The following is a 20,007-nucleotide window of genomic DNA, read 5'->3' as shown; positions in this document are numbered from 1 at the left end:
CCTGGCCACTGGCGCGGACCCGATCTATTCACGAATCGATGGCCCACTTCAACCAGGGCGCGGTGTCGAGGGCATTGCGGGTGTACGTAACAGTCGTGACTTTCCGGGCCTCCGGTACCACGAAGGGTACGCACAGGGTGTGGTCCTCGCCCTTCCGCCAAGTGGCGCTGATCTTTTCAGGCTGGCAGTCGGCCGGCCTGCTCTTCAGGTCTTCGAGGAAGGTCAACGGCGTCCCCTGGCGGCCGCCCTCGGAGAGCAACCCGACCCTGCCCGCCGTCACCGTAGGCCCGCTGAGCGGGGTGTCGCCACCGACCAACTTCGCGTTCACATACAGCCACGCCAGCGTGGCCCCTGGGTACATCTTCTCCTTCCCCACCTCGTCCCACTCGTCGAGGTCGGAAGGCTTGCCCATGACGACCCGCTGCGGCGTGATGACGAACTTGCCTTCCTTCATGTCATCGTCCAGGACTTCCTGGGCTTGGGGGCTTGGCTGACCCAGCTTGAGAGCACTGCGCTTGACGCTTTCGCTGGTCGCGGCACCGGCGGGGTGAATCGCGTTCTGAATGACCAAGAACAGCACCCAGACCAAAGGGATCAACGCCCCCAAAGCGGCGGGCCGTCGGCGCAGCGGTGCTCCCGGATCGAGCTGCTGGCCGGGCTGCCCTGGAACCGGTGGTGGGAGCTTGTTGAGCTTGGCCCTGACCGTGAGATTCGAGATCAGCGTGAAAGGGGTGAAGGCAATCACTGAGAACGGGCTCCACCAGCCTTGCCAGAGCGTCTTTCCAGTCATCTCGCGCAGCACGGCTGTGCCGCAATTCCGACAGAAGGGGCCCTTCAAGCTCTGGAACCGCATCATGATGAGAATGCCCTGGTGTCCGCGAACGGTCACGTCCGCAGCAGGTATGGCGCCACAGATCCGACAGGCCGGATACGGGCTACCTGCCGGAGCCTGTCCCCAGGCCATCGGTTGATCGTAGCCCTGGCCCTGTGCCTGCCACTGACCGGAGGCCCCGGGCTGGGGAGGCTGCGCAACGGGTTGCCCGTAGGCAGGGGGTTGTGGCGTCTGGTGCTGGGCGGGCTGAGGAGCTTGGGACGGGTCCGGCTGAGGTTGCGGCGGTGTTGTCACTGAAATCCCCCGATTTCCTTGAGATGGCAGAGCCAGAAGAGGACGGTCGGGTGCCGGCGGGCTCAACAGGCTCATGGGGCCATGAGGGTGGCCCATCGAATCGGCATGTATCGCGGTGCCCTCGACTCCCGTGCGTCACACGGTGAACTCGGAATACTAACCTTGATCTTTCGTGACGGTCCGTCGGTTTCTGCGGCGGGCCGTTTCGGTTGTTGCGGTGATTGCGGGAGCGACGCCGGCCCGCCTGTCGCGTCGGGTGGGCACCGGGTTCCCCCTCCTGGGCGACCATCGGGCGCGCAGCCGCAGAATCCGCAACGGATGCCTCCACCGCGCCCCTCGTGGCCGTCCACTGCTCCCCTCCGCTACGAACTCGTGCGGTACGAGCGTCACGTTCGATATCTGATGCCTTCACCGGTGCAGTCGGTTGGTCCGTGAGGCCACTCGCTCAACGAAGAGAAAAAGGTGAGGCCCGTGTGTCACATCAGGGCGGATTCGCCTCCCTTCTCTGTCTGAGGCGGCAAGGTGTGCCGCCCGGCGAGGAGGCACAGATGAATCCGCACGGAGTCACGACGAGCCAGCGGGAAATGCGGTGACCGGCATCCTGCCCCGTACGTCGGAGGTGGGGCACTGGCTGTGGGCGCTGGTGGAGGCCGGTCTGGCGAGCCTGTGGTGGATCGCCCTTGTCGGTCTTGGCGCTGCGGCTGTGTGGGTGGCGGCCGCGGTGTGGTGGCGCCGTCGGGCGGTGCGCGAACTTGCCGACCGCACGCGGGTGGAGCTGGTGCCGGCGACCACGTTCGACCCGGACCTGCTGGAGGTAGGTCGCGTGGCGGGACGGCTGGCCAGTGTGCGTTCGGCCAGCGGGACACTTCCCCGGCGCGCGGCCGCGGTGCGCATACGAGTCGTGGCGGGTGAGGAGGGACGCCTGCACTACTGGTGGGAGGGCCCGAAGCGGTCGGCTGGAGTGTTGCGGCAATCCGGGTACCGGCGGGTCGAAGTCGCCGCTCCTCAAGCTCCCTCCGAGCGGCGGTGGCGCATCCGGTTCGCTGATGCTGCGCCGCTGAAGCGGGGTGGGTCGTGGTGAGCACCGTCAACCTGACCAAGGCCGCCGCCAAGGACAGCAGCGTCGACGAGCCGCGTTACGTGGCGCGGGCTGAGCTGGTGCTGGCGGGGTCGGATCACCGTCCGCTGGGCAAGGCCGGGCTGGACCCCGACCCTCTGGAGCACGTGGCGGCCGTGTTCGCCCAGGTGCGCACCGAGGCGGGTGAAGAGGCCGAGCTGGTCGTCGACCTGGTCCCGGTGCCCGGCCGGAAGGTGGCCCGTCGGCGCCGCGCGTTGATGCGGCGCGCCGCCCGGCGCGGGCCGTCCGCGTACGGCGAGCAGCTCGGCGGAGCTGGCTGCGCGGGCGGAGCGATGGAGATCCTGCGCGACGGTCTGGGCGTCTCCGCAGGCGGAGGGGCCAAGCGGACGGCGCGGGTGCCGCGGCAGAGTGACCTGTCCGAGGGGGTAGGGAAGTTCACTCCCGGTGCTGAGGTGTTCGCCGTCCAGGTGCTGGTGCGGTGTGTGGCCCGGCATCCGCAGCAGGCGCAGGCTCGTCTGCATCAGATGCTGGCGGCGATGGAGGCATTTAGCGGCGAGAACCGCTTCGTGCCGGTCGGCCCGAAGTGGGGCCCGTGGCGTCGGTATTCGAGTGCGTGGTGGCTGCGGGACCGTTTCGACCGGCGGCTGGAGCGGGGGGACTTCGCACCCGCCCGTCGGCAGTGGGTGACCTGGCAGGAGATTGCGGGGCTGCTCAAGCCCCCTTCTGCACGTTGCGAGGCACCGAATGTGGTGCGGTGTGGCGGCGTCGTCCCGCCGGCTCCCGCCGCTCTGCCGACTTGGACGGGGCAGCGCGATGTTCTGCCGCTGGGGCGGGTGACCGGCCCGGACGGTACCGAGCGGCTTGCCGGCGCTCGGGCCGCCGATGTGCTCTTCGGCGCGTTCTACGGCAAGTCGGGGTTCGGCAAGACGGAGATGGGCCTGGTGCAGTGCCTGGCCCGTGCCTACGCCGGCGACGGGGCCTGGTTCCTGGACCCGCATGGTGCGGCGTGGCAGCGGGTGCGGCCCTATCTGGCCCACCCCGCGGTCGCCGGCCGGGTGTGGGAGATCAACTTGGCCCGGCCGGCGATGGACGACCGGATGGCGTGCTGGAACCCGTTGTCCATGGAGGGCCGGGCTGTTGAGGAGACCCAGGACGTCATCGGTTCGGTGGTGGGCGCGGTCGCCTCCGCCCACTCCTGGGGAGAGCACGCCACCCGTGCGCGGACGCTCTTGTCCAGCGCGGCACGCACGCTCGCCCTGCTCTCCCATCACCTGGTGAGCACGGGGCATCCGGAGTTGCAGCCGACGGTCTTCCAGCTCCGCACTCTGCTGGAGGACGAGGAGTGGCGCGAGGCGGTGCTGGCGGTCATTGACCCTGCGGAGACGACCTACTGGCGCCGGTCCTTTCCTGACTTGGAGGCCGCCGCGCGTAACCCGGTGACCAGCGCGCTCTACCGGCTGGACAACTCGCTGTCTCTCCGGGCGTTCCTGGGCTCCCCCAGGTCGTCTTATGACGTGCGGCGGGCGATGGACGAGCGGCAGGTCGTCTTCGTGTGCCCGTCCGGCACCGGAGAGAGCGATGAGCTGGTCACGGCTCTGCTGTTGTTCGACCTGTTCCGGGCCGGGATGTCGCGCATCGACACCGCGGTGGAGGACCTGGCGACGTTCTGGGCGTGGGCGGACGAGCTGACCGCTGTTGACGGTGCCTCCCACGGCCATGTCGCCAAGATCCTGGAGCAGCTGCGCAAATTTCAGGTTCGGTTCATGGGGATGACGCAGATGGCGATGCGGCTGTCCCCCGAGACGCGGGCCGCCCTCATGCAGAACCAGTCGCTGTTGTCGGCGACGGCGGCGGACTTCGACGAGGCCGGCTTCGTGACCAAGCGCCTGCCGGGGATCGACGCGGAGACGGTGCTGAGCTTGGACAAGTACGAGTACATCCAGTCGGTCATGGTCCGCGGTAAGAGGAGCACGCCCTTCAGGGTCCGCGGCGTTGCGGTCAATGAGGTCTTCGCCGAATACCGCAACGAGGCAGGGCTGCCTGCCCTGGACAAGGCGATCGACCAGAACCTGAGCCGCCGCACGGTCGGCGAGATTCTCGCGACCCAGCGGGGCCTGGATGACGCGATCCTCGCCCACCTCACCACCGGCCGGACACCTCCGCCGCGCCCGGCCGGCCCCGGGTCCGGCGACGTGGTCCGCACGCTCCGCCCGGTCTGACCCACTTCACAGAAAGGCTTCCGATGCCACGCCCACGTTTTCTGGACCCCACGGACCGTGGTCTGTCCCAGCTCGGGCAGGAGATCCTGCCCGTCCTCTACCGCCACCGGCTGCTGACCGCCAGCCAGCTCACCCAGCTCCTGCGCCCGGCCGCCACCTCCACCCGCTACGTCCGCCGGCAGCTGGAGGTGCTCCACGGCCGCGGCATGGTCGACGCGTCGGTCCGCCGCACCAGCCGCGCCGGCGAACTCCTGTGGTACACCACCGCGCTGGGCTGCGAGGTCGTCGAGACCGGTGGAGAGCTCGTACCGCGGCCCTACCGCATGACCGAGGACGCGGCTGCCAGTCAGCTTCAGGAGCACACGCTCGCCGTCAACGAGCTGGGCCTCGCGTTCGTGCAGCACGCCCGGCGCCTGGGAGATGAGTGCGGCCCGCTCGACTGGGACCCCGAAGTCGCCCACCGCGTCCGCGACGGTGACAACCGCCTGGGCGACGAGGCGGTCCTGGTGCCCGATGCCGTGCTCCGCTACATCCACACCACCCCCGCCGGCGACGGCGGACAGCAGCGGATGCTGCTGACGTTCTTCTGCGAGATCGACCGCGCCACGATGAGCATCGCTCGCCTGGCCGCGAAGCTGCACGCCTACGCCCGCTACGCCCGCTACGTCCCCCAGCCGGCCCCGGGCCGCGGCCGGCCGAAGGCCGCAGGCGGGTACCGGCGGGAGGCATGGCGCGCCCGCTACCCGTCCTTCCCCCGGGTCCTGCTCGTGCTGGACGGCGCCTCACGGCGCCAGCTGGCAAAGCGGGCCGACGATCTGCGGGCCCTGGCGGCCGCGGACACCCGTCTACAGCCGGCCGCCGCAGACTTGCAGGCCGCAGTGACCACCCTCGAACAACTCCGCGTTCATGGGCCGTTCGCGCCGATCGTCACGCCGGTCCTCGGCGATACCGAGCCGACCGACGTCCTGCTGCGCCCATCTGCCGCCGCCACGTCCGTGGCCTGAGCCGAAAAGAGAGACATGTTCCGCTTCTTTCGCCACAGGCGCCGCGGCCTGCCGGCCGAGTCCATGGGAGGCGTCGCCGTTGTCGACGTCACCGCCTTCCCGGACCGGCATACCGAGCGGTGCGCGCAATTCGCCACGGTGGCTCAGCCGCTGGGGCCGTTGGTGACCGAGATGATCGCCCTGCACACCCACACGCGGCATCTGTCGTGGCTGTCCGAGCGGGAACACTGCCCGGACTCCTACCGGCTGCTGGCCCGCTCCATCGTCCGTGAGGTAGTGGCCGGATGGCACCACCAGACCGACGGCCGCGGCACGATCGAGGACCTTCTTACCGACGACACCCGCCGCGCCCACCGTCCTCGCGTGCCGGAGCAGGAGGGTGCGCCGGCATCGGAGTCGGCTGCCTCTCGCCGCGGTCCGGAGGGGGAGGAATCGGCGCAGCGGCAGCCGGCGCCTGCGACGTGGTGGTCGCAGAAGACGTTCGAGGCGGAAGACCCGGACGACGCGTCGCCACCGGAGGTGTCGGATTCCGGCCCCATCTCTCGTGGACCTGATCTTGGAGCCTGTGAACTGGCAGAATCGGCGCCCCGTCAGGGCGCGACGTCCTGGTGGTCGCACGCGAGGGGGCAGCAGTGAGGAAGGCCGGATGGACCGTGCTCGGCGCGACGGTGGCGGGGCTGGTGACGGGGTGCACCGGAAGTCCTCCCGCGAAGCAGCCGCCCGCCGGTGACAGCAAGCCCAAGGTGTCGCAGAAGGTGAAGCGTGAGCTGCCCGAGGGCATGCACCGGCTCGGCCAGGGCGTCACCACAGAAGAGGGGACCTGGAAGCTGACGCCCTCCGCGCTGACCCAGGTGACGCCGACCTCGAGGGCCAAGGGTCTGCCGCGGGGGTGGCGTGCGGCGAAGATGACCTGGACGCTCACCAACAAGACCAACGAGATTCAGCAGCTGCTGGACCTCTCCCCCACCGTCCGGTACGGGGCGATGGGACGGCCCGCCGCCGAGTTCACCGACACCGGCATCGAGGGGATTCCCGACGCGATCAGCGACGATCCGCCGCGGGTCAAGCCCGGTGGGGCCTACACCCTGACGGTGGGAGTCGCGGTGCCGGCCGACGCGGCCGGAGAGCCGGTCACCCTCACCACGCGCCCCACGACGATGTTCGGGGACACCGGCGACGTCGCCTTCTTCGAGGGCCCGTTTCCCGGGGCCCCTGCTCGCAAGGACGCTGTCCTCCACCCTCGGCCGGCACCGGAGACCCGCAAGACGCTGGCGTTCGGTCAGTGGAAGGCGGATCCGCAGATGACCGTCGACCATGTCCGGCCGGAGGGCGTCGCTGGTGGCAGGGCCACGTTCTCCGGGGAGCTGACCGTGCGCAATACCGCGGAAGTGGCGGATCTGCCCTACACGCCGATGAAGAAGAGGCTGCGCGTCTACTACGGCGACGAGCTGAAGGAAGCCGACCTGATCCCGGGCGGGGCCGGCGCCGCGGACACCGGTTTCATCGCTCCGCAGCGTGCCGCTACCCATACGTTCCATTTCTCGCTGCCCAAGGGGGCTAAGGCGGAGTCGGTGACGGTCGAGGTGACCGACCTGGGGAGCGCTGAGGGCACTTTTGAGGGCAAGATCGCTGACTAGGTGTCATATCGGGATTCTCGTCACATCTGTCGGCGCCCGCGCCTGGAAGTCGGCTACCGCTCCGCACCGAATTGCCGGAGATGCCTTGACCGTCCCACAAAAACAGACTTCGCGGTCTGCAAATTCGCAGGTATCGTGCAGGTCCGGCCACCCGTATGGCTCATTCGCGCCCTTGCGGTGAGTGATCAAGAAAACCGTTCCACAGCAACAGACCCACAAAACTGCTTGTAGATCGCGCCCCAGGGGAGGGAGCACTGATGCGAACCGCACGGAGCCGGGACCGGTACCGCAGGCCGCAGAACAGCATGATCGCGCTGTTTACCGCAGGTTGTGCGACGTTGGCAGTCACCTCGTGCAGCGGCGCCTCTGACACACCGAAGGCTTCTCCTACACCGTCAGCGGCCCACCCGACCAAGTCGGCGGACCCCACCGAGACCGCCAAGAAGGACGCCGTCGCCACCTACCAGGCGTACTGGAAAGAGGTGGCGAAGCTCTACGCCGACCGCAGTGGCAAGAGCGCACACCTCAAGAAGTACGCCGCCTCGGCGGCGCTGAAGAACGTTGAGTCAGACGCGAAGCAGGCCCACGACCACAACCGGATCCACATCGGGAAGGTCGCCGTGGGCAATCCGACCGTGACCGACCTTGACGTGAAGAGCAAGACGCCCAGGGCGACCCTCTCCAGCTGCCTCGACATCTCCCAGTGGAAGGTCGTCGACGCCAAGACCAAGAAGCCGCTCTCGCTCCCCTCCGACCGGCTCACCAAGTACGTCATCAAGTCCGAGGTCGAACGCTGGCCCGGAGGATGGCGCGTCATCCGCGACGAGCCCCAGGGCAAGCGGTGCTGACCCGCAGGAGCGCCGCGACCGCCGCGGCGCTCAGTGCAGCCGCGCTCACTCTCGCCCTCCCCGCTCCTGCCTACGCCGACGGCCCGGCCGACGCCCATTGCGGCCTGTTCACCTGCCAGGTCGAGGCCAAGGACCCAGGCAGCGACGGCAAAGCAGCCGGCGGTCACGGCGGAGGGGACCACGGCAGCGGCGGCGGAGGCAAGAAGAGCAAGTGGAGCTGCACCTACAAGCGCGCTGACCCCCAGCCGCCGGCCGGAAGTCTGGACTGGGAAGGCCACAAGCCCGGCGACGGCGCTGTGTACGAACAGACCTGCTCCTACGGCGGCGACAACGCCTACCACGTGATTCGGATGGTGTGGGCGGCCGACCCGCCCAAGGGCGGCGTCGACCCCGCCGTCCTCGCCCGGCAAGCGGTGAACAAGATGCGGCTACGCGGTCCGGACATCGGCATCGTGCCGAAGCCCGGCGGCAAGGGCCTGGTGGGACTGCCGGTGTGGATGTGGACCGCCAAGACAGCGGAGGCGTACGGGCCCAACACCGCCACGGCGTCCGCAGGCGCGGTCACGGTCACCGCCACGGCGAAGGTCGACCAGATCGTGTGGGACATGGGCGACGGCCATTCCGTCACCTGCACCACGGCCGGCACCCCCTACAAGGCGTCCTACGGAAAGCAGAGTTCGCCGGACTGCGGATACCGCTACCGCCACTCTTCCAAGGACGAGCCGGGCGAGAAGTATCCGGTCACCGCGACGTCGACCTGGACCATCGACTGGCGCGGCGCCGGCCAGACCGGCCAGCTCACCCAGACCCGCCAGTCGCAGACGCAGGTCAGCATCGGTCAGCTCAAGGTCCTCAACTAGCCACGGACCAGCACGAACGGAAAGTCGGGCGCGATGAGCCACCCCAGCACCCCCCAGATCCCTTCCCCCACCACCGCGCCCCCGCTGCGGCCCGAGACCCCCATCGGCGCCAGCCCCGCGCCCCGGCGCCGCAAACGCTCCACCATGGTGCTCGGCGTGCTGGTCACCCTCGTCGGCGTGCTGGGCACGTCCATGTTGGTGCGCAGTGCCGGGGACCGGGTCGACGTGCTGGCCGTGGCCCGGGACGTCCCGGCCGGACAGGAAATCACCGCTGAGGACCTGACCACCGCGGCGCTGCCCGAAGACCCTGCCCTGCAGCCGGTGAAGGCGAGCGAGAAGGACAGCGTGATCGGCAGGCGTGCCACAGCGCCGCTGCACCGCGGTGAGCTGCTGGCCAACTCGCAGATCCACGGAGGCAAGGCGCTGCCCGACGGCCAGGAGCTCGTGGCCGTCGAGGTCCAGCGCGGCGCTGCCCCTTCCGACGCGCTCGCCCCCGGCGACCAGATCAAGGTGATCTCCACGCCCGGCAAGGACGAGGCCGCCCTGGCCTCGGGCTCGAAGTCGGCCAGCCCGGAGGAGATCGAGGCGCAGGTCGTCAAGGTCGGCTCCCCCAACGCCGCGGGGGCCGTCGTCGTCCAGGTTGCCGTGGCCTCCACCGACAGCGCGCAGCTCGCCGCCCGTGCCGCCACCGGCCGGGTGGCCATCGTGCTCTCGTCGAAGGGCTGAGCACGATGTCCGTGATCGCGCTGACCTCAGCACACGCGAGCGGCGTGACCGTCTCCTCCCTGGCCATGGCCCTGGCCGGCCCGCGGCCGTCGCTGCTGGCGGAGGCCGACGCCAAGGGTGGCTCCATTCGTACCGGCTACCGCATGGGCGAGTGGGGCGGCGAAGTCGGCCTGTGGCACCTGGCCCAGGCCGACCGCGAAGGCTCGCTGGCCGAGGGCTTCGAGGCGCACTTGCGGCAACTGGATGCGTCCGGCAGCCGGCTGTGGCTGCCGGGCCTGACCGATCCCCTGCAGGCCGCGGCCCTCGCCCAGACTTGGGAACCGCTGAGTGTGCTGCTGCAGGCCATGGACCAGCACGCCGGGTATGACGTCGTCATCGACGCCGGCCGCGTCGTCATCGAACCCGGCGGGGTGCACCCCTCCCTCTGCCCCCGGCCGCTGCTGCACCGCGCCGACCTGGTGCTGCTGGTCATGCGCAACACCATGACCAGCGTGGCGCAGACGCTGCCCGTCGCCCGTTCCCTCCAGCAGGAGTTGGCGGAGCGCGGGACGGGCGCCGATGCCCTGCGGCTGCTGCTGGTGCAGGAGGGCGACGTCTCGGCGCATGACATCGCCCACCGGCTGCAGATCCCGGTGATCGGCACGCTGCCGTGGGAGGAGAAGACCGCCCGCATCCTCACGCACGGCACGACCCGGCAGGTGAAGCCGGCCGCGATGCGACTGCTCAAGCACGCCCGCGAAGCGGCCCGCGCCGCCGAAGTCGACGCCAGCACGCGGCGCCTGCGCATGCAGCTGCCCCCGCCGCCCGTTACCTCGCCGGTGGTGGCCGGTGTGGTGCAGCGGCTGACCGCCCCGCGCCAGGAGGTGCCGGCCAATGGCTAACCGCAACGGCACCCCGGTGAACGGGGGCACCCCTTTGTCCGGGCTGCTCAGGAACGCGCTTGCCCAGCAGGGCCCGCACGGCGGGACCACCGCGCCGGCCCCCGGGCCGCAGCCTGCTGCCCCGCCGGTACAGCTCGGCAAGGACGACGCTGCCGCTCCCGGCCGCCTGGCCGAGCTTCCCGGTGTACTGCCTGTCTCACGGGCCGTGATCCGGGAACTGCAGGACGCGGTGTCGCAGGACCTGGTGGAAGCGGAGCGGAGCAGCGAGAGCCGGCTCAGTGCCGAGGACCAGCTGGAGCTGGCCCGCTCCCTGGTCGCCAAGCGCGTCTCGGCCTGGGCGGTCGAGGAGGCCCGCACCGCGCGGCCGCTGTCCGGCGCCCAGTTGGAGACCGTCCGACAGGCCATCATCAATGCGCTGTTCAAGGCGGGCCCGCTCCAGCAGTACCTGGAGGACGAGCGCGTCGAGAACATCGTCGTGGACGGTGACCGGGTGGAGATCGACTACTTCGACCGGCCCACCCAGCGCGTCGACCCGGTGGCCGACGACGACGAGAGCCTGGTGGCGCTCATCAACCGGCTCGCCGCGCGCTCCGGCCACGGCGACCGCGTCTTGAACCCGGCCACACCCATGACCAACTTCCGGCTGCCGGACCGCTCCCGCGTCGCGGCGACGCTGCTGACCACCCGGCCCACCATGGCCATCCGCCGCCACCGCGTCATGAGCGCCTCCCTGGAAGACCTCGTCGAATGGGGCACGCTCAGCCCCGCGCTCAGCGCGTTCCTGCAGGGCCTGGTCGCGGCGAAGCAGACGATGCTGATCGCCGGGGACATGGGCGTGGGCAAGACGTCGCTGCTGCGGGCGCTGGTGCGCAAGGTCGGCGCGGGCGAGCGCATCGTCACGCTGGAGACCGACCGCGAACTCTTCCTTGACGAGGACCCGAACGTTGCCGCGCACGTGATGGCGATGGAGGAACGGGCCTCCAACGGGGAGGTCGGCAAGGACGGCTCGCAGACCGGGCGGGTCACGATCGCCGACATGTATCCGCACACGCTGCGGATGTTGTCCACGCGGGTGGTCGTCGGTGAGGTCCGCAGCACCGAAGTGGTGCCGATGCTCGATGCGATGAGCTCCGGCGGCCGCGGCTCGATGTGCACCCTGCACGCCGCCTACCCGCGCCTGGTCCTGCCCCGCCTGGTGCAGCTGTGCCAGAGCGCCGGCAAGGACGTCGACTCCACCCACCAGCTGGTCGCCAACGCGGTGAACTTCGTGGTCTTCATCCGGCAGACCGACCAGACGCAGATCGGCGGCCGCCGCCACCGCTACGTCTCCGACGTCCTCCAGGTCACCCCCGGCGAAGGCGGCCAGCCCGCCTTCAGCCGCATCTTCACGCCGGCCGGTGACGGCGACCCGCGAGGGGTGCCGCGGGATCTGCCGACCGGTGAAGTGCTCCAGGAGCTGGAAGACATCGGCTTCGACAAACGCTGGCTGACCGAGGCGCAGTACGGACGCTGGCCCCGACCGATGGAGTTGGTGCGGCGATGAGTCTGGGACAGCTCGGGATGCTCGGTGCGCTGTGTGGCCTGCTCATGGTGGCCGGCATCGCCCTGGCCGTACGGTCGTTCAACCCGCCGGCCGAAGCGGCGCGGGTGCGGCCGCAGCGGGTTTCGCTGTGGCAGCGGGTCTGCGAGTCGCTGCCCGGCACGTGGGCGGAGCGCTACCGGTGGATCGTCGTGTTCGCCGGCGCCGTGGCCGTCGGGACGTGGGTCTGGACGGCCCGGCCCGTCCAAGGTCTGCTGACTGCCGCGGTGGTGGCCGGCTTCCCCTGGATCTGGCATCCGTCGGTCACCTCCATCCGGCGCATCGTGCGCCTGGAAGCGCTGGCCCGCTGGCTGCAGCACCTGGCCGGGGCACATGTGGTCGGGCACACCCTGGAAGCAGCGATCAGCGGTGCCATGCGCCAGGTTCCCGCCGAAATCCATGACCCGGTACGCACTCTGGAGGCCCGCCTGCGGATGGGCGTCGATCCGGAAGCCGCCTACCGCGCTTTCGCTGACGACTTCGAGGACGGCGCGGTCGACAACGTCGTGCTGGTGTTCATCACCCACATCCGCGACCGCGGCCGCGGCATGGTCGAGACGCTGCAGACCCTCTCCGACCTGACGGCCGACGAGGCCGCATCGCTGCGGACGACGGACGCGGATCGCCAGAAGGTGCGCACGCAGACGCGTTGGGTGGCGATCATCGTGCTGGTCATGGGCTTCACCATGGGCAGCAGCTTCGGGTCCGCCTACAACAGGCTGGGCGGGCAGATGTGGCTGCTGCTCATGGGCGGCGTTTTTGTGGCGGCCATGGTGTGGTTGCGGCGGCTGTGTGCGGCCAAGCCCCCGCCGCGGCTGCTGCATCCGAAGCGGGCCCAGCCGACCGAGCAGGCCGCGATGGCTGGTAAGGGGAGTGGCTGATGATGTCAATGGCAGGCGTCGTATATGGCGCGATGATCGGCGGCGGCGCCTTCCTGGTGGTCCGGGAACTGCTGCCGTCCCGCCCGGACCTGGGCACAGTCCTCGACCGCCTGGAGAACACCACCGCGGCCCCGGAGGCGCAGCATGCGTCGGGGACTTCCCGGAGCGCGATCTGGACCGAGCAGGTCGGCACGCGCGTCCTGGGGTCCTTCGGCGACCGGGTGGGGGTGCCGCGCAAGGATCTGGATCTGCTGGGGATTTCGCCGGCCAAGCACGTCGGTGACAAGGTCATCGGCGCTGTCGGTGGTTTCGCGATGCCGCAGATGGCTCTGGCGATGGCCGCGCTGTTGGGCGTGCCGCTGCCGTTCGTGGTGCCGCTGTTCGTCAGCTTCCTTTTCGCGGCGATCATGTGGGTCTCCGCCGACACCAACGTGCGCTCCAAGGCGACCAAGTTGCGGCTGGAGTACCGCTATGCGGTGGCTTCCTTGATGGAGCGGGCCCGGCTGCAGCGCGGGGCGCACTCCGGCGCCGAGCGGGCCCTGTACGAGACGGCGGCCGTCGGGGACGGGCGTGTCTATGTGCGGATCCGGGCTGCGCTGGATCAGGCCCGGCTCTCGGGCACCCCGCCGTGGGATGCCCTCAAGGCGCTCTCCGAGCAGCTGGATGTACCCGAGTTGGCAGGCCCTGCGGATACGTTCGCGCATGCCGGCGGCGAGGGCGCCTCGATCATCGCGGCGCTGGAGACGCAGGCCAAGGCCCTGCGCAAACGGCTGCAGACCGACGTGCAGGCCGAGGCCAACGCGGACTCCGAGAAATCGGTGGTGCCGGGCACGGTGCTGTTCGTCGTGCTGTTCGCGACCCTCGGCTATCCGCTCTTCCAAACCCTCATCAGCACCTGACCGCTCCGGCGGCACCAACCCGAACTGTTCACCACCGAAGGGGGAATCTCCCATGAAGCACACCGCCCGCGCTCTGCGCTCCCGGCTGACCGATCGTTGGCTGACCTGCGTGGCCCGCATGACGAGCAGCGGGAACGACGCCGGCCTGGAGACCCTGGAGAAGCTCATCATCGGCGCCGTCCTCATCGTCGCCGCCACGGCGTTCGGTGTCGCGTTCAACGGCAAGTTCGACAGCCTGATGAACACCTTCAAGAGCTCGTTCTGACATGTGGCGGAGCTGGAGGCAGCGGTGGCGCGCACGGCGCGCAGGCATACGGGGCGATGAAGGGATGGGGACGCTGGAGTTCACCATCATCGCGCCCGTCATCATGCTGATCCTGTGCGCCGGGCTGCAGCTGGGCATGTGGTACCTCGCCCAGGAGGCCGCGCTCACCGCTGCCCGCAAGGCCGCCACCGCCGGCGCCGCCTACCAGGCATCCCCTGCCGACGGCACCGCCCGCGCCCGCCGCTGGCTCGCCGGGGTCCACCTCATCAAGGGCACGGTCGTCTCCTCGTCGGGCTCCACCGCCGACCGGGTCCGTGTGACCGTGACGGGCACCAGCCTCTCGCTGGTGCCCGGCTGGACCCCGCAGGTCACCAAGTCCGCTGAAGTGCCGGTCGAGCGCTGGAACGTGGGGCCGTGATGACCATGGCGATGCTGCGCCGCCTTCACTGGCAGGACGACCGGGGCACCTACACCCTGGAAACCGTCATCTGCGTGACGTTCCTGCTGCCCTTCCTGGGACTGCTTGCCGCGTACGGCCTGGCCGGAGTGTTCGACAGCTCTGTCGACAATGCCGCCAACAGCGCGGCCCGCGCTGCTTCACAGGCCGCTGACGCGGACACCGCCCAGGCCCGCGGCCGCGCCGCCGCCACCGCGGCCCTGCGCCAGGACGACCGCAACTGCACCAGCCGGACCGTCAGCATCGACACCAGCTCATTCAACGCTCCGCTCGGCCAGGCCGCGAGCGTGACCGCCACCGTCACCTGCACCATCCCGCTCTCCCAGCTGACGGTCCCGGGCCTGCCCGGCTCCAAGACGCTCACCGCCACCGCCACGAGCGCGCTGGACCAGTACGCCGACCGCGCGGAGTGAACATGCTGCCCCTGCCCGCCGCCACCCGCCGGTTCCTGAGCCGCCACTGCCACAGCGCTGACGATGACCGCGGCTCGGCCACCTTGTTCTGGATCATCGTCGGCATGGTCTTCCTCAGCCTGCTGGCCCTCGTCGTGGACGGCGGCGGCCAGCTCAAGGCATCCGCACACGCCGACGATGTCGCCAACGCCGCAGCGAGGGCAGGCGGTCAGCAGATCGACGCCGGCAAGGCCATCCCCGGCGGGGACATCGTCGTCGACCCCGAAGCCGCCGCCTCCGTCGCCCGGGACTTCTTGCGCCAGGCCGGAGTGGAGGGCACCGTCTCTGTTTCCGGCGGCGGCACGCGCCTGGACGTGAGCGTGACCGACACCTACCACTGCCTCATGCTCGTCGGCGTCGGCCGCCCCACACTGCCCGTCACCGGACACGGCACCGCCCAGCTCGTCCACCAGGTCGGAGACTGACTCACATGCCCCACCCCCACTCCCCCACGCGCCGCCCCTGGCCACTGACCCTGGTACGCATCACCGGCAGCCTGATCGCCCTCGCCGCGCTCGTCGCCGGCCTGCCGCTCGCACTGCTGCGCATCGGCACGCTGCCCGCCGGCGTGCCCTCGGCGGGCGATATCGGGGATGCACTGATGGCGCCGGATGACGGGCACGTCCTGTTCACCGCCATCACGCTGGTGTGCTGGGTGCTGTGGGCGTGGTTCATCGCCTCCCTGGTCGTGGAGGCCGCAGCCCTCCTGCGCCACCGCACCGCACCGCGCGTGCGGGGCCTTGCCGCACCACAGCGTCTTGCGGCCGTGCTGCTGGGCGGCCTGCTGGTGCTCCCGTCGGCCACCGCAATCGCCGCGACCCCCGCCACCGCGGTTGCCCACAGCGCCACAGCAGCGCCCGGCCCCTCCGCCCCGCATGCGCCGACCGCGCAGAAGGAGTCCACGCACACTGGTCCCCGACACACCGTGGGTGCCACGGGTGAGACCGTCTGGGACCTGGCTGAGCACTACCTCGGCGACGGGCGCCGCCACGCCGAAATCCGTGCCCTGAACCCCGGATTGCCGCAGAGCGCGACGCTGCCCGCCGGGACCGTCGTCAACCTTCCGGCCGAGGCGAGCGGCGTGCACACAGACCTCGCAGCGGCCGTCCCGGCCTCCGCCGAGACCGGCACGAGCAACGAGAAGAAGACCGAGCCGTACACGGTGGCTTCGGGCGATTCGCTGTCCTTCATCGCGCAGAAGAAGCTCGGCGACGGGGACCGGTGGCGCGACATCTACGCCGAGAACAAGGACACGATCGACGATCCCGACCTGATCTACCCCGGCCAGCACGTCGACGTGCCGCAGCAAGAGGCCACCCCCGCCCCGCCGGCCGAGGGCAAGCACGACCAGGACCAGGACGCGGCCCCGCAGCACGAACGGCACACGCCCGAGCCGGACGACGGCAGCAACGCCGCGCCCCATCACGAGCACCAGCAGTCCGACGCTGGCGGCGAGACGTCCCAGCCAGCACCAGATGCCTCCCAGGAGAAGACCGGCGGGCAGCAGGGGCACACGTCCGCCCCCGAGCGCGAGCCAGCTGCGCCCGAGTCCGCTGAACCCACCGCCCCCCACTCCCCCACGAAGGCAACTCCCGCACCGCACCAGAGCTCCCCCGCTTCGGACTCGGCGCGGGCCAGCTCCGGGCAGATCGCCGCGATCGGCGGCGGCGTCCTGGCCGCCGCGCTGCTGTCCGCGGTGGCCACCCGGCGCATCCTTCAGCAGCGCCGCCGGCACCGTGGCCGCCGCATCGCCCTGCCCGAAGACGGGGCCGCGGCCACCGAGCAGAACCTGCGCACCGCTGAGGCGGCCCTGGACACCACCATGCTCGACGGGGCCCTGCGCACCGCGGCAGTCCACCTCACCGCCGCCGGCCGGGAGCTGCCGCCGCTGTCCGCCGCGGTGATCGGTCCGCGCGAGATCGTCCTGCACCTGACCGAACCGGCGGCCCCCGTGCCGCCCTTCACCGCGGCCCCCGACGCGCTGCAGCGGTGGACCTGCCCGACCCGCGGGGGCGACCTGTTGCCCCAGGAGCAGACCGACGACGTCGAATCCCCCTACCCGACGCTGGCCTCCCTCGGGTGGGACCAGCAGGGCCACCTGATCCTGCTCGACCTGGAGAACGCCGGTCACCTCCACCTCACCGGGGCCGACCGGCACCGGGTGCTGCGCACCCTGGCTCTGGAGCTGGGCGCCAGTGAATTCGCGGACCACCTCACCGTCTCCGCCATCGGCCCCTCTGCGCCCGGTCTGCGTGAGGAGCTGCCCGAGCGGGTCATCGAGCACGCGGACGTCGCCGGCGCGCGGGCCGCTCTCCGGGCGCATCACACCGAGCAGCAGCGTGCCCTGGCCGTCATGGGAGCACCGGGCCTGCGGCGCGCACGGACCGGCGAGGAGACCGCCGCGGCGTGGAGCCCGCACCTCTTGTTCGCCGACGCTGATGCCGAGGACGTCGCGGGCACGGAGCTGGAGGAGCTGCGGCAGGTCGTTGCCGACTATCCGCGGTCGGCTACCGCGCTGTTGACCACCGGCAGCGGTGCGGCCGCCCTGCCGGGGGCCCAGGTGGTGGAGGCCGATACCTCAGCTGGGCCGGTCACGCTGCTGCTGCCGGGCACCGAGGTGGAGGTCTCGTGCAACGTGCAGGCGCTCAGCGATGAGGACTACGCCTACGCGCTCGAGGTGCTGGCGACGACCCGCGCGGACGACGTGCCCGCCGCCCAGCCCGTCACCACTCCCCCGAAGGCCGTCCCCGACCTGTCGCAGTACGCGCCGGCAGCGGATGAGCCCGCGGCCGCGGCCGTCGCTCCCCCGGCAGTTGCGCCGGCCAGCCCCCCGGCTCAGGTACCGAGCCTGATGGCCCAGTTCGCCGTCTACGAAGACGAGCCGCCCAACGAAGCGGACGACCAGGCGCCTGCCCCCGCGGGCGACACCAAGGGCGAGGATGCTGGCGGCTTGCCCACCGTCGATGAGATGAACGAGCCCGCTCCGTCCGGCTCTTCCGCGTCTGCGGCGCAGCACCGTATTCCGGCCGTCCACGCGCATGTCTCGCTCCTGGAGGAGACGCCGGAGCCGTCGCCGAAGCCCGAGGTCGCAGTGGACACCGCGGGCGACGGCCCTGTGGTGCGGATGTTGGGCCCGGTGGACATCGAGGGTGCTCGGGGCAATATCGAGTCCAAGCGCAAGCGCACCTGCATCGAGCTGGCCGCGTGGCTGGTGCTGCACCCGAACTTGGACCATCACGCCGTGGACGAGGCGATGTGGCCCGGCCGGGACACCGCCCGCAAGTACCGCAACGCCACGGTGAGCCGCCTGCGGACGTGGCTGGGCACCGACGAGGACGGCAGCCCGTTCTTCCCGCCCATCGCAACCACCAGCGACGCCCGCTACGCCCTGGCCCCGGCCGTCGATTCCGACTGGCACCGCTTCCAGCGTCTGACCGCGGCCGCCGCCAAGAGCCCCGGGCCGCATGCCGCAGCCCAGCTGCGTGCTGCACTCGAACTCGTGCGGGGCCGGCCGTTCTCCGGCGTGAACAGCCGGCGCTACGCCTGGGCCGAGCACCAGGCCCAGGACATGATTTCCGCGATCGTGGACGCGTCCGCGGACCTGGCCGAGCACTGCCTGGCCCAGGGCGATCCGCGCGGGGCCCTGTGGGCGGCAACCAAGGGGCTGGACGCGGCACCCGAGATGGAGAACCTGTACCGCATCCTGTTCCGCACCTACGCCGCCCTCGGCAACTACGACGCCCTGGAGCGGGCCGCGGAGAAGCTCGACACCCTCAACATGGAACTGGGCGTCGACATGGAAGAGTCCACCGCCGAAATCCTGGCCCAGCTCAGCAAGTCCGCGTGACCGAACCCGGGCCGCAGGGCACCGGTCGCGCAGCACGAGAGGACACCGCCGCATGCTCAGCCAGCTGGTGGCCACGCTTGTGGGCCTTGTGGCCGGAGCCGGTCTGCGCCCGCTCGTCGTCGCTCTCGCCGTCCCAGCCGGACAGCCCGCCGACGTCACCTGCCCGGCCTGCTCACCGCGGCCGGTGCCGACGTGGGGCCCCCACGCCCTGCGGCTGCTTCCGCCCGGCGGCCACTGCCCCAACTGCCGTGCGCATCTGTGTGCGCCCTGGCTGCCGGAGCTCACTACCGCCGCCGCGTTCGCTGTGGTCGCGACCGGTGGCGCTGTCGGCTGGTACGCCGCCGCCCAGTACTGGATCGCGCTCCTAGGCGCCGGCCTTCTGCTGATCGACAGCGCGGTGCAGCGGCTGCCGAACCTGCTGACGCTGGCTGCCGCTGTCGGCACGCTGGTGTTGCTCACCGCCGCATCCGCTCACCACGAGGCCGGGAGCCTGCTGCGTGCCGCGGTTGTCGCGGCGGTGGCCGGTGGGCTGTTCACCGTGCTCGCCGTTCTGGGCACCACCGGGCTGGGCGACGCGAAGCTGGCGATCTCTCTCGGTGCGGTGCTCGGGTGGCACAGCTGGCAGGCCGCAGTCCTCGCGCTCGTGCTGACCTATCTCCTCGGCGCCATGGTCGCGGTTCTGCTCCTGCTCACCAGGCGCGGACACCGCAAGAGCACACGGGCCTTCGGGCCGTTCCTCATCATCGGCACGCTCGCCGCTGCCCTCACCACAAGCACCTGACCTCCGGCTGGCCGTCAGCACCTGATTCGCACCCGCGGTCCCGGCACCGCCCGATTACCCACTTGCTTACCCCGCAGCGAATACCCGCAGGTCCCCGAGTTGGACGGGCCCGCCTGCGGCGTGGCCGATGGCCGTCGAGTACATCGGCCACGATGCGGCCGTGGCCGATGACCGACTCCGGGATTTCGGCCATCGGCCACGGGGTGGCCGGCCGTGGCCGATTGACCGCGCGTCGTGGCCGGTGGCTCATGGCCGGTTGGGGATCCGGATCGGTAACGAGGCGGATCGGCCAGGCCCCCGTCGGCAACGGCATGACCGGTCAGCTGCCGGCAGACGCTTCAGCCAACTCCGCAAGCGGGTCCGTGGCGAGGGTACGACCGCGGGCGGGTATGGGCGGAGGCAGCCGCCGTTCGACTTGGGGGTTCATTTGGCTGGTGTGCCGTCGCGCGGCATGCGGCGGTGAGGAG

General features: G+C 70.6%; 19 protein-coding genes. 18 read left to right on the top strand and 1 reads right to left on the bottom strand.

From position 1 onward, the window contains the following. Positions 1-28: 28 nt before the first annotated feature. Entirely contained in the window at positions 29-964 is a 936-nt protein-coding gene (locus Scani_RS40255; RefSeq protein ID WP_174872709.1) for a hypothetical protein, read from the bottom strand. A 751-nt stretch (positions 965-1,715) separates the two neighbouring features. On the opposite strand from Scani_RS40255, the gene Scani_RS16560 reads away from it, so the two are divergent. The 18 genes from Scani_RS16560 to Scani_RS16475 all read left to right on the top strand — a co-directional run bounded on the left by Scani_RS16560 (position 1,716) and on the right by Scani_RS16475 (position 19,540). Continuing rightward, positions 1,716-2,207 (top strand): hypothetical protein, encoded by a 492-nt coding sequence (locus Scani_RS16560; RefSeq protein WP_159476365.1) that lies wholly within the window; start codon positions 1,716-1,718, stop codon positions 2,205-2,207. Next, positions 2,204-4,423: a type IV secretory system conjugative DNA transfer family protein gene (locus tag Scani_RS16555; RefSeq protein WP_159476362.1), complete on the top strand. Its 2,220-nt coding sequence runs from the start codon at positions 2,204-2,206 to the stop codon at positions 4,421-4,423. Before Scani_RS16560 ends, Scani_RS16555 begins: the two co-directional genes overlap by 4 nt. Positions 4,424-4,446: 23 nt before the next feature. Next, positions 4,447-5,427, top strand: a complete 981-nt coding sequence (locus Scani_RS16550) for a replication-relaxation family protein (protein WP_159476359.1) — start codon at positions 4,447-4,449, stop codon at positions 5,425-5,427. Positions 5,428-5,442: 15 nt separating this feature from the next. After that, complete coding sequence (locus Scani_RS16545; protein ID WP_159476356.1) at positions 5,443-6,063, top strand: hypothetical protein; 621 nt, start codon at positions 5,443-5,445, stop codon at positions 6,061-6,063. Continuing rightward, positions 6,060-7,064 (top strand): hypothetical protein, encoded by a 1,005-nt coding sequence (locus Scani_RS16540; RefSeq protein ID WP_159476353.1) that lies wholly within the window; start codon positions 6,060-6,062, stop codon positions 7,062-7,064. Before Scani_RS16545 ends, Scani_RS16540 begins: the two co-directional genes overlap by 4 nt. A gap of 257 nt (positions 7,065-7,321) precedes the next feature. Next, positions 7,322-7,912 carry a hypothetical protein gene (locus Scani_RS40960; protein ID WP_246295921.1) on the top strand — a complete coding sequence of 197 codons (591 nt, stop codon included), beginning with the start codon at positions 7,322-7,324 and terminating at the stop codon, positions 7,910-7,912. Further along, positions 7,906-8,772: an ATP/GTP-binding protein gene (locus tag Scani_RS16530; RefSeq protein WP_246295919.1), complete on the top strand. Its 867-nt coding sequence runs from the start codon at positions 7,906-7,908 to the stop codon at positions 8,770-8,772. Before Scani_RS40960 ends, Scani_RS16530 begins: the two co-directional genes overlap by 7 nt. A gap of 33 nt (positions 8,773-8,805) precedes the next feature. After that, positions 8,806-9,498: an SAF domain-containing protein gene (locus tag Scani_RS16525; RefSeq protein WP_246295918.1), complete on the top strand. Its 693-nt coding sequence runs from the start codon at positions 8,806-8,808 to the stop codon at positions 9,496-9,498. 5 nt (positions 9,499-9,503) lie between these two features. After that, the gene (locus Scani_RS16520) at positions 9,504-10,379 is read left to right on the top strand and encodes a CpaE/TadZ family protein (RefSeq protein ID WP_246295916.1); all 876 of its coding nucleotides are present in this window, start codon (positions 9,504-9,506) and stop codon (positions 10,377-10,379) included. Continuing rightward, entirely contained in the window at positions 10,372-11,922 is a 1,551-nt protein-coding gene (locus Scani_RS16515) for a TadA family conjugal transfer-associated ATPase (RefSeq protein ID WP_159476350.1), read from the top strand. The genes Scani_RS16520 and Scani_RS16515 overlap by 8 nt, the downstream gene beginning before the upstream one ends. Then, a complete protein-coding gene (locus Scani_RS16510) occupies positions 11,919-12,839 on the top strand; it encodes a type II secretion system F family protein (protein ID WP_159476347.1) in 921 nt (306 codons plus the stop codon). The genes Scani_RS16515 and Scani_RS16510 overlap by 4 nt, the downstream gene beginning before the upstream one ends. After that, on the top strand, positions 12,839-13,738 hold the full coding sequence (locus tag Scani_RS16505; protein WP_159476344.1) for a type II secretion system F family protein: 900 nt from the start codon (positions 12,839-12,841) through the stop codon (positions 13,736-13,738). Before Scani_RS16510 ends, Scani_RS16505 begins: the two co-directional genes overlap by 1 nt. Before the next feature lie 52 nt (positions 13,739-13,790). After that, the gene (locus tag Scani_RS16500) at positions 13,791-14,003 is read left to right on the top strand and encodes a hypothetical protein (protein WP_159476341.1); all 213 of its coding nucleotides are present in this window, start codon (positions 13,791-13,793) and stop codon (positions 14,001-14,003) included. Positions 14,004-14,067: 64 nt separating this feature from the next. After that, positions 14,068-14,421, top strand: a complete 354-nt coding sequence (locus Scani_RS16495) for a TadE family protein (RefSeq protein WP_159476338.1) — start codon at positions 14,068-14,070, stop codon at positions 14,419-14,421. Further along, entirely contained in the window at positions 14,421-14,873 is a 453-nt protein-coding gene (locus Scani_RS16490) for a hypothetical protein (RefSeq protein ID WP_246295934.1), read from the top strand. The genes Scani_RS16495 and Scani_RS16490 overlap by 1 nt, the downstream gene beginning before the upstream one ends. Positions 14,874-14,875: 2 nt before the next feature. Beyond that, on the top strand, positions 14,876-15,337 hold the full coding sequence (locus Scani_RS16485) for a TadE/TadG family type IV pilus assembly protein (RefSeq protein ID WP_159476333.1): 462 nt from the start codon (positions 14,876-14,878) through the stop codon (positions 15,335-15,337). Between the two features lie 5 nt (positions 15,338-15,342). After that, on the top strand, positions 15,343-18,759 hold the full coding sequence (locus Scani_RS16480; RefSeq protein WP_159476329.1) for a LysM peptidoglycan-binding domain-containing protein: 3,417 nt from the start codon (positions 15,343-15,345) through the stop codon (positions 18,757-18,759). Between the two features lie 52 nt (positions 18,760-18,811). Continuing rightward, a complete protein-coding gene (locus tag Scani_RS16475) occupies positions 18,812-19,540 on the top strand; it encodes a prepilin peptidase (RefSeq protein WP_159476326.1) in 729 nt (242 codons plus the stop codon). Positions 19,541-20,007 lie beyond the last annotated feature (467 nt).

This window comes from Streptomyces caniferus, assembly GCF_009811555.1.
GTDB classification, from domain to species: domain Bacteria; phylum Actinomycetota; class Actinomycetes; order Streptomycetales; family Streptomycetaceae; genus Streptomyces; species Streptomyces caniferus.
Note: the sequence above shows the minus strand (reverse complement) of the source record. Positions and strands in the feature narration are given on the sequence as shown.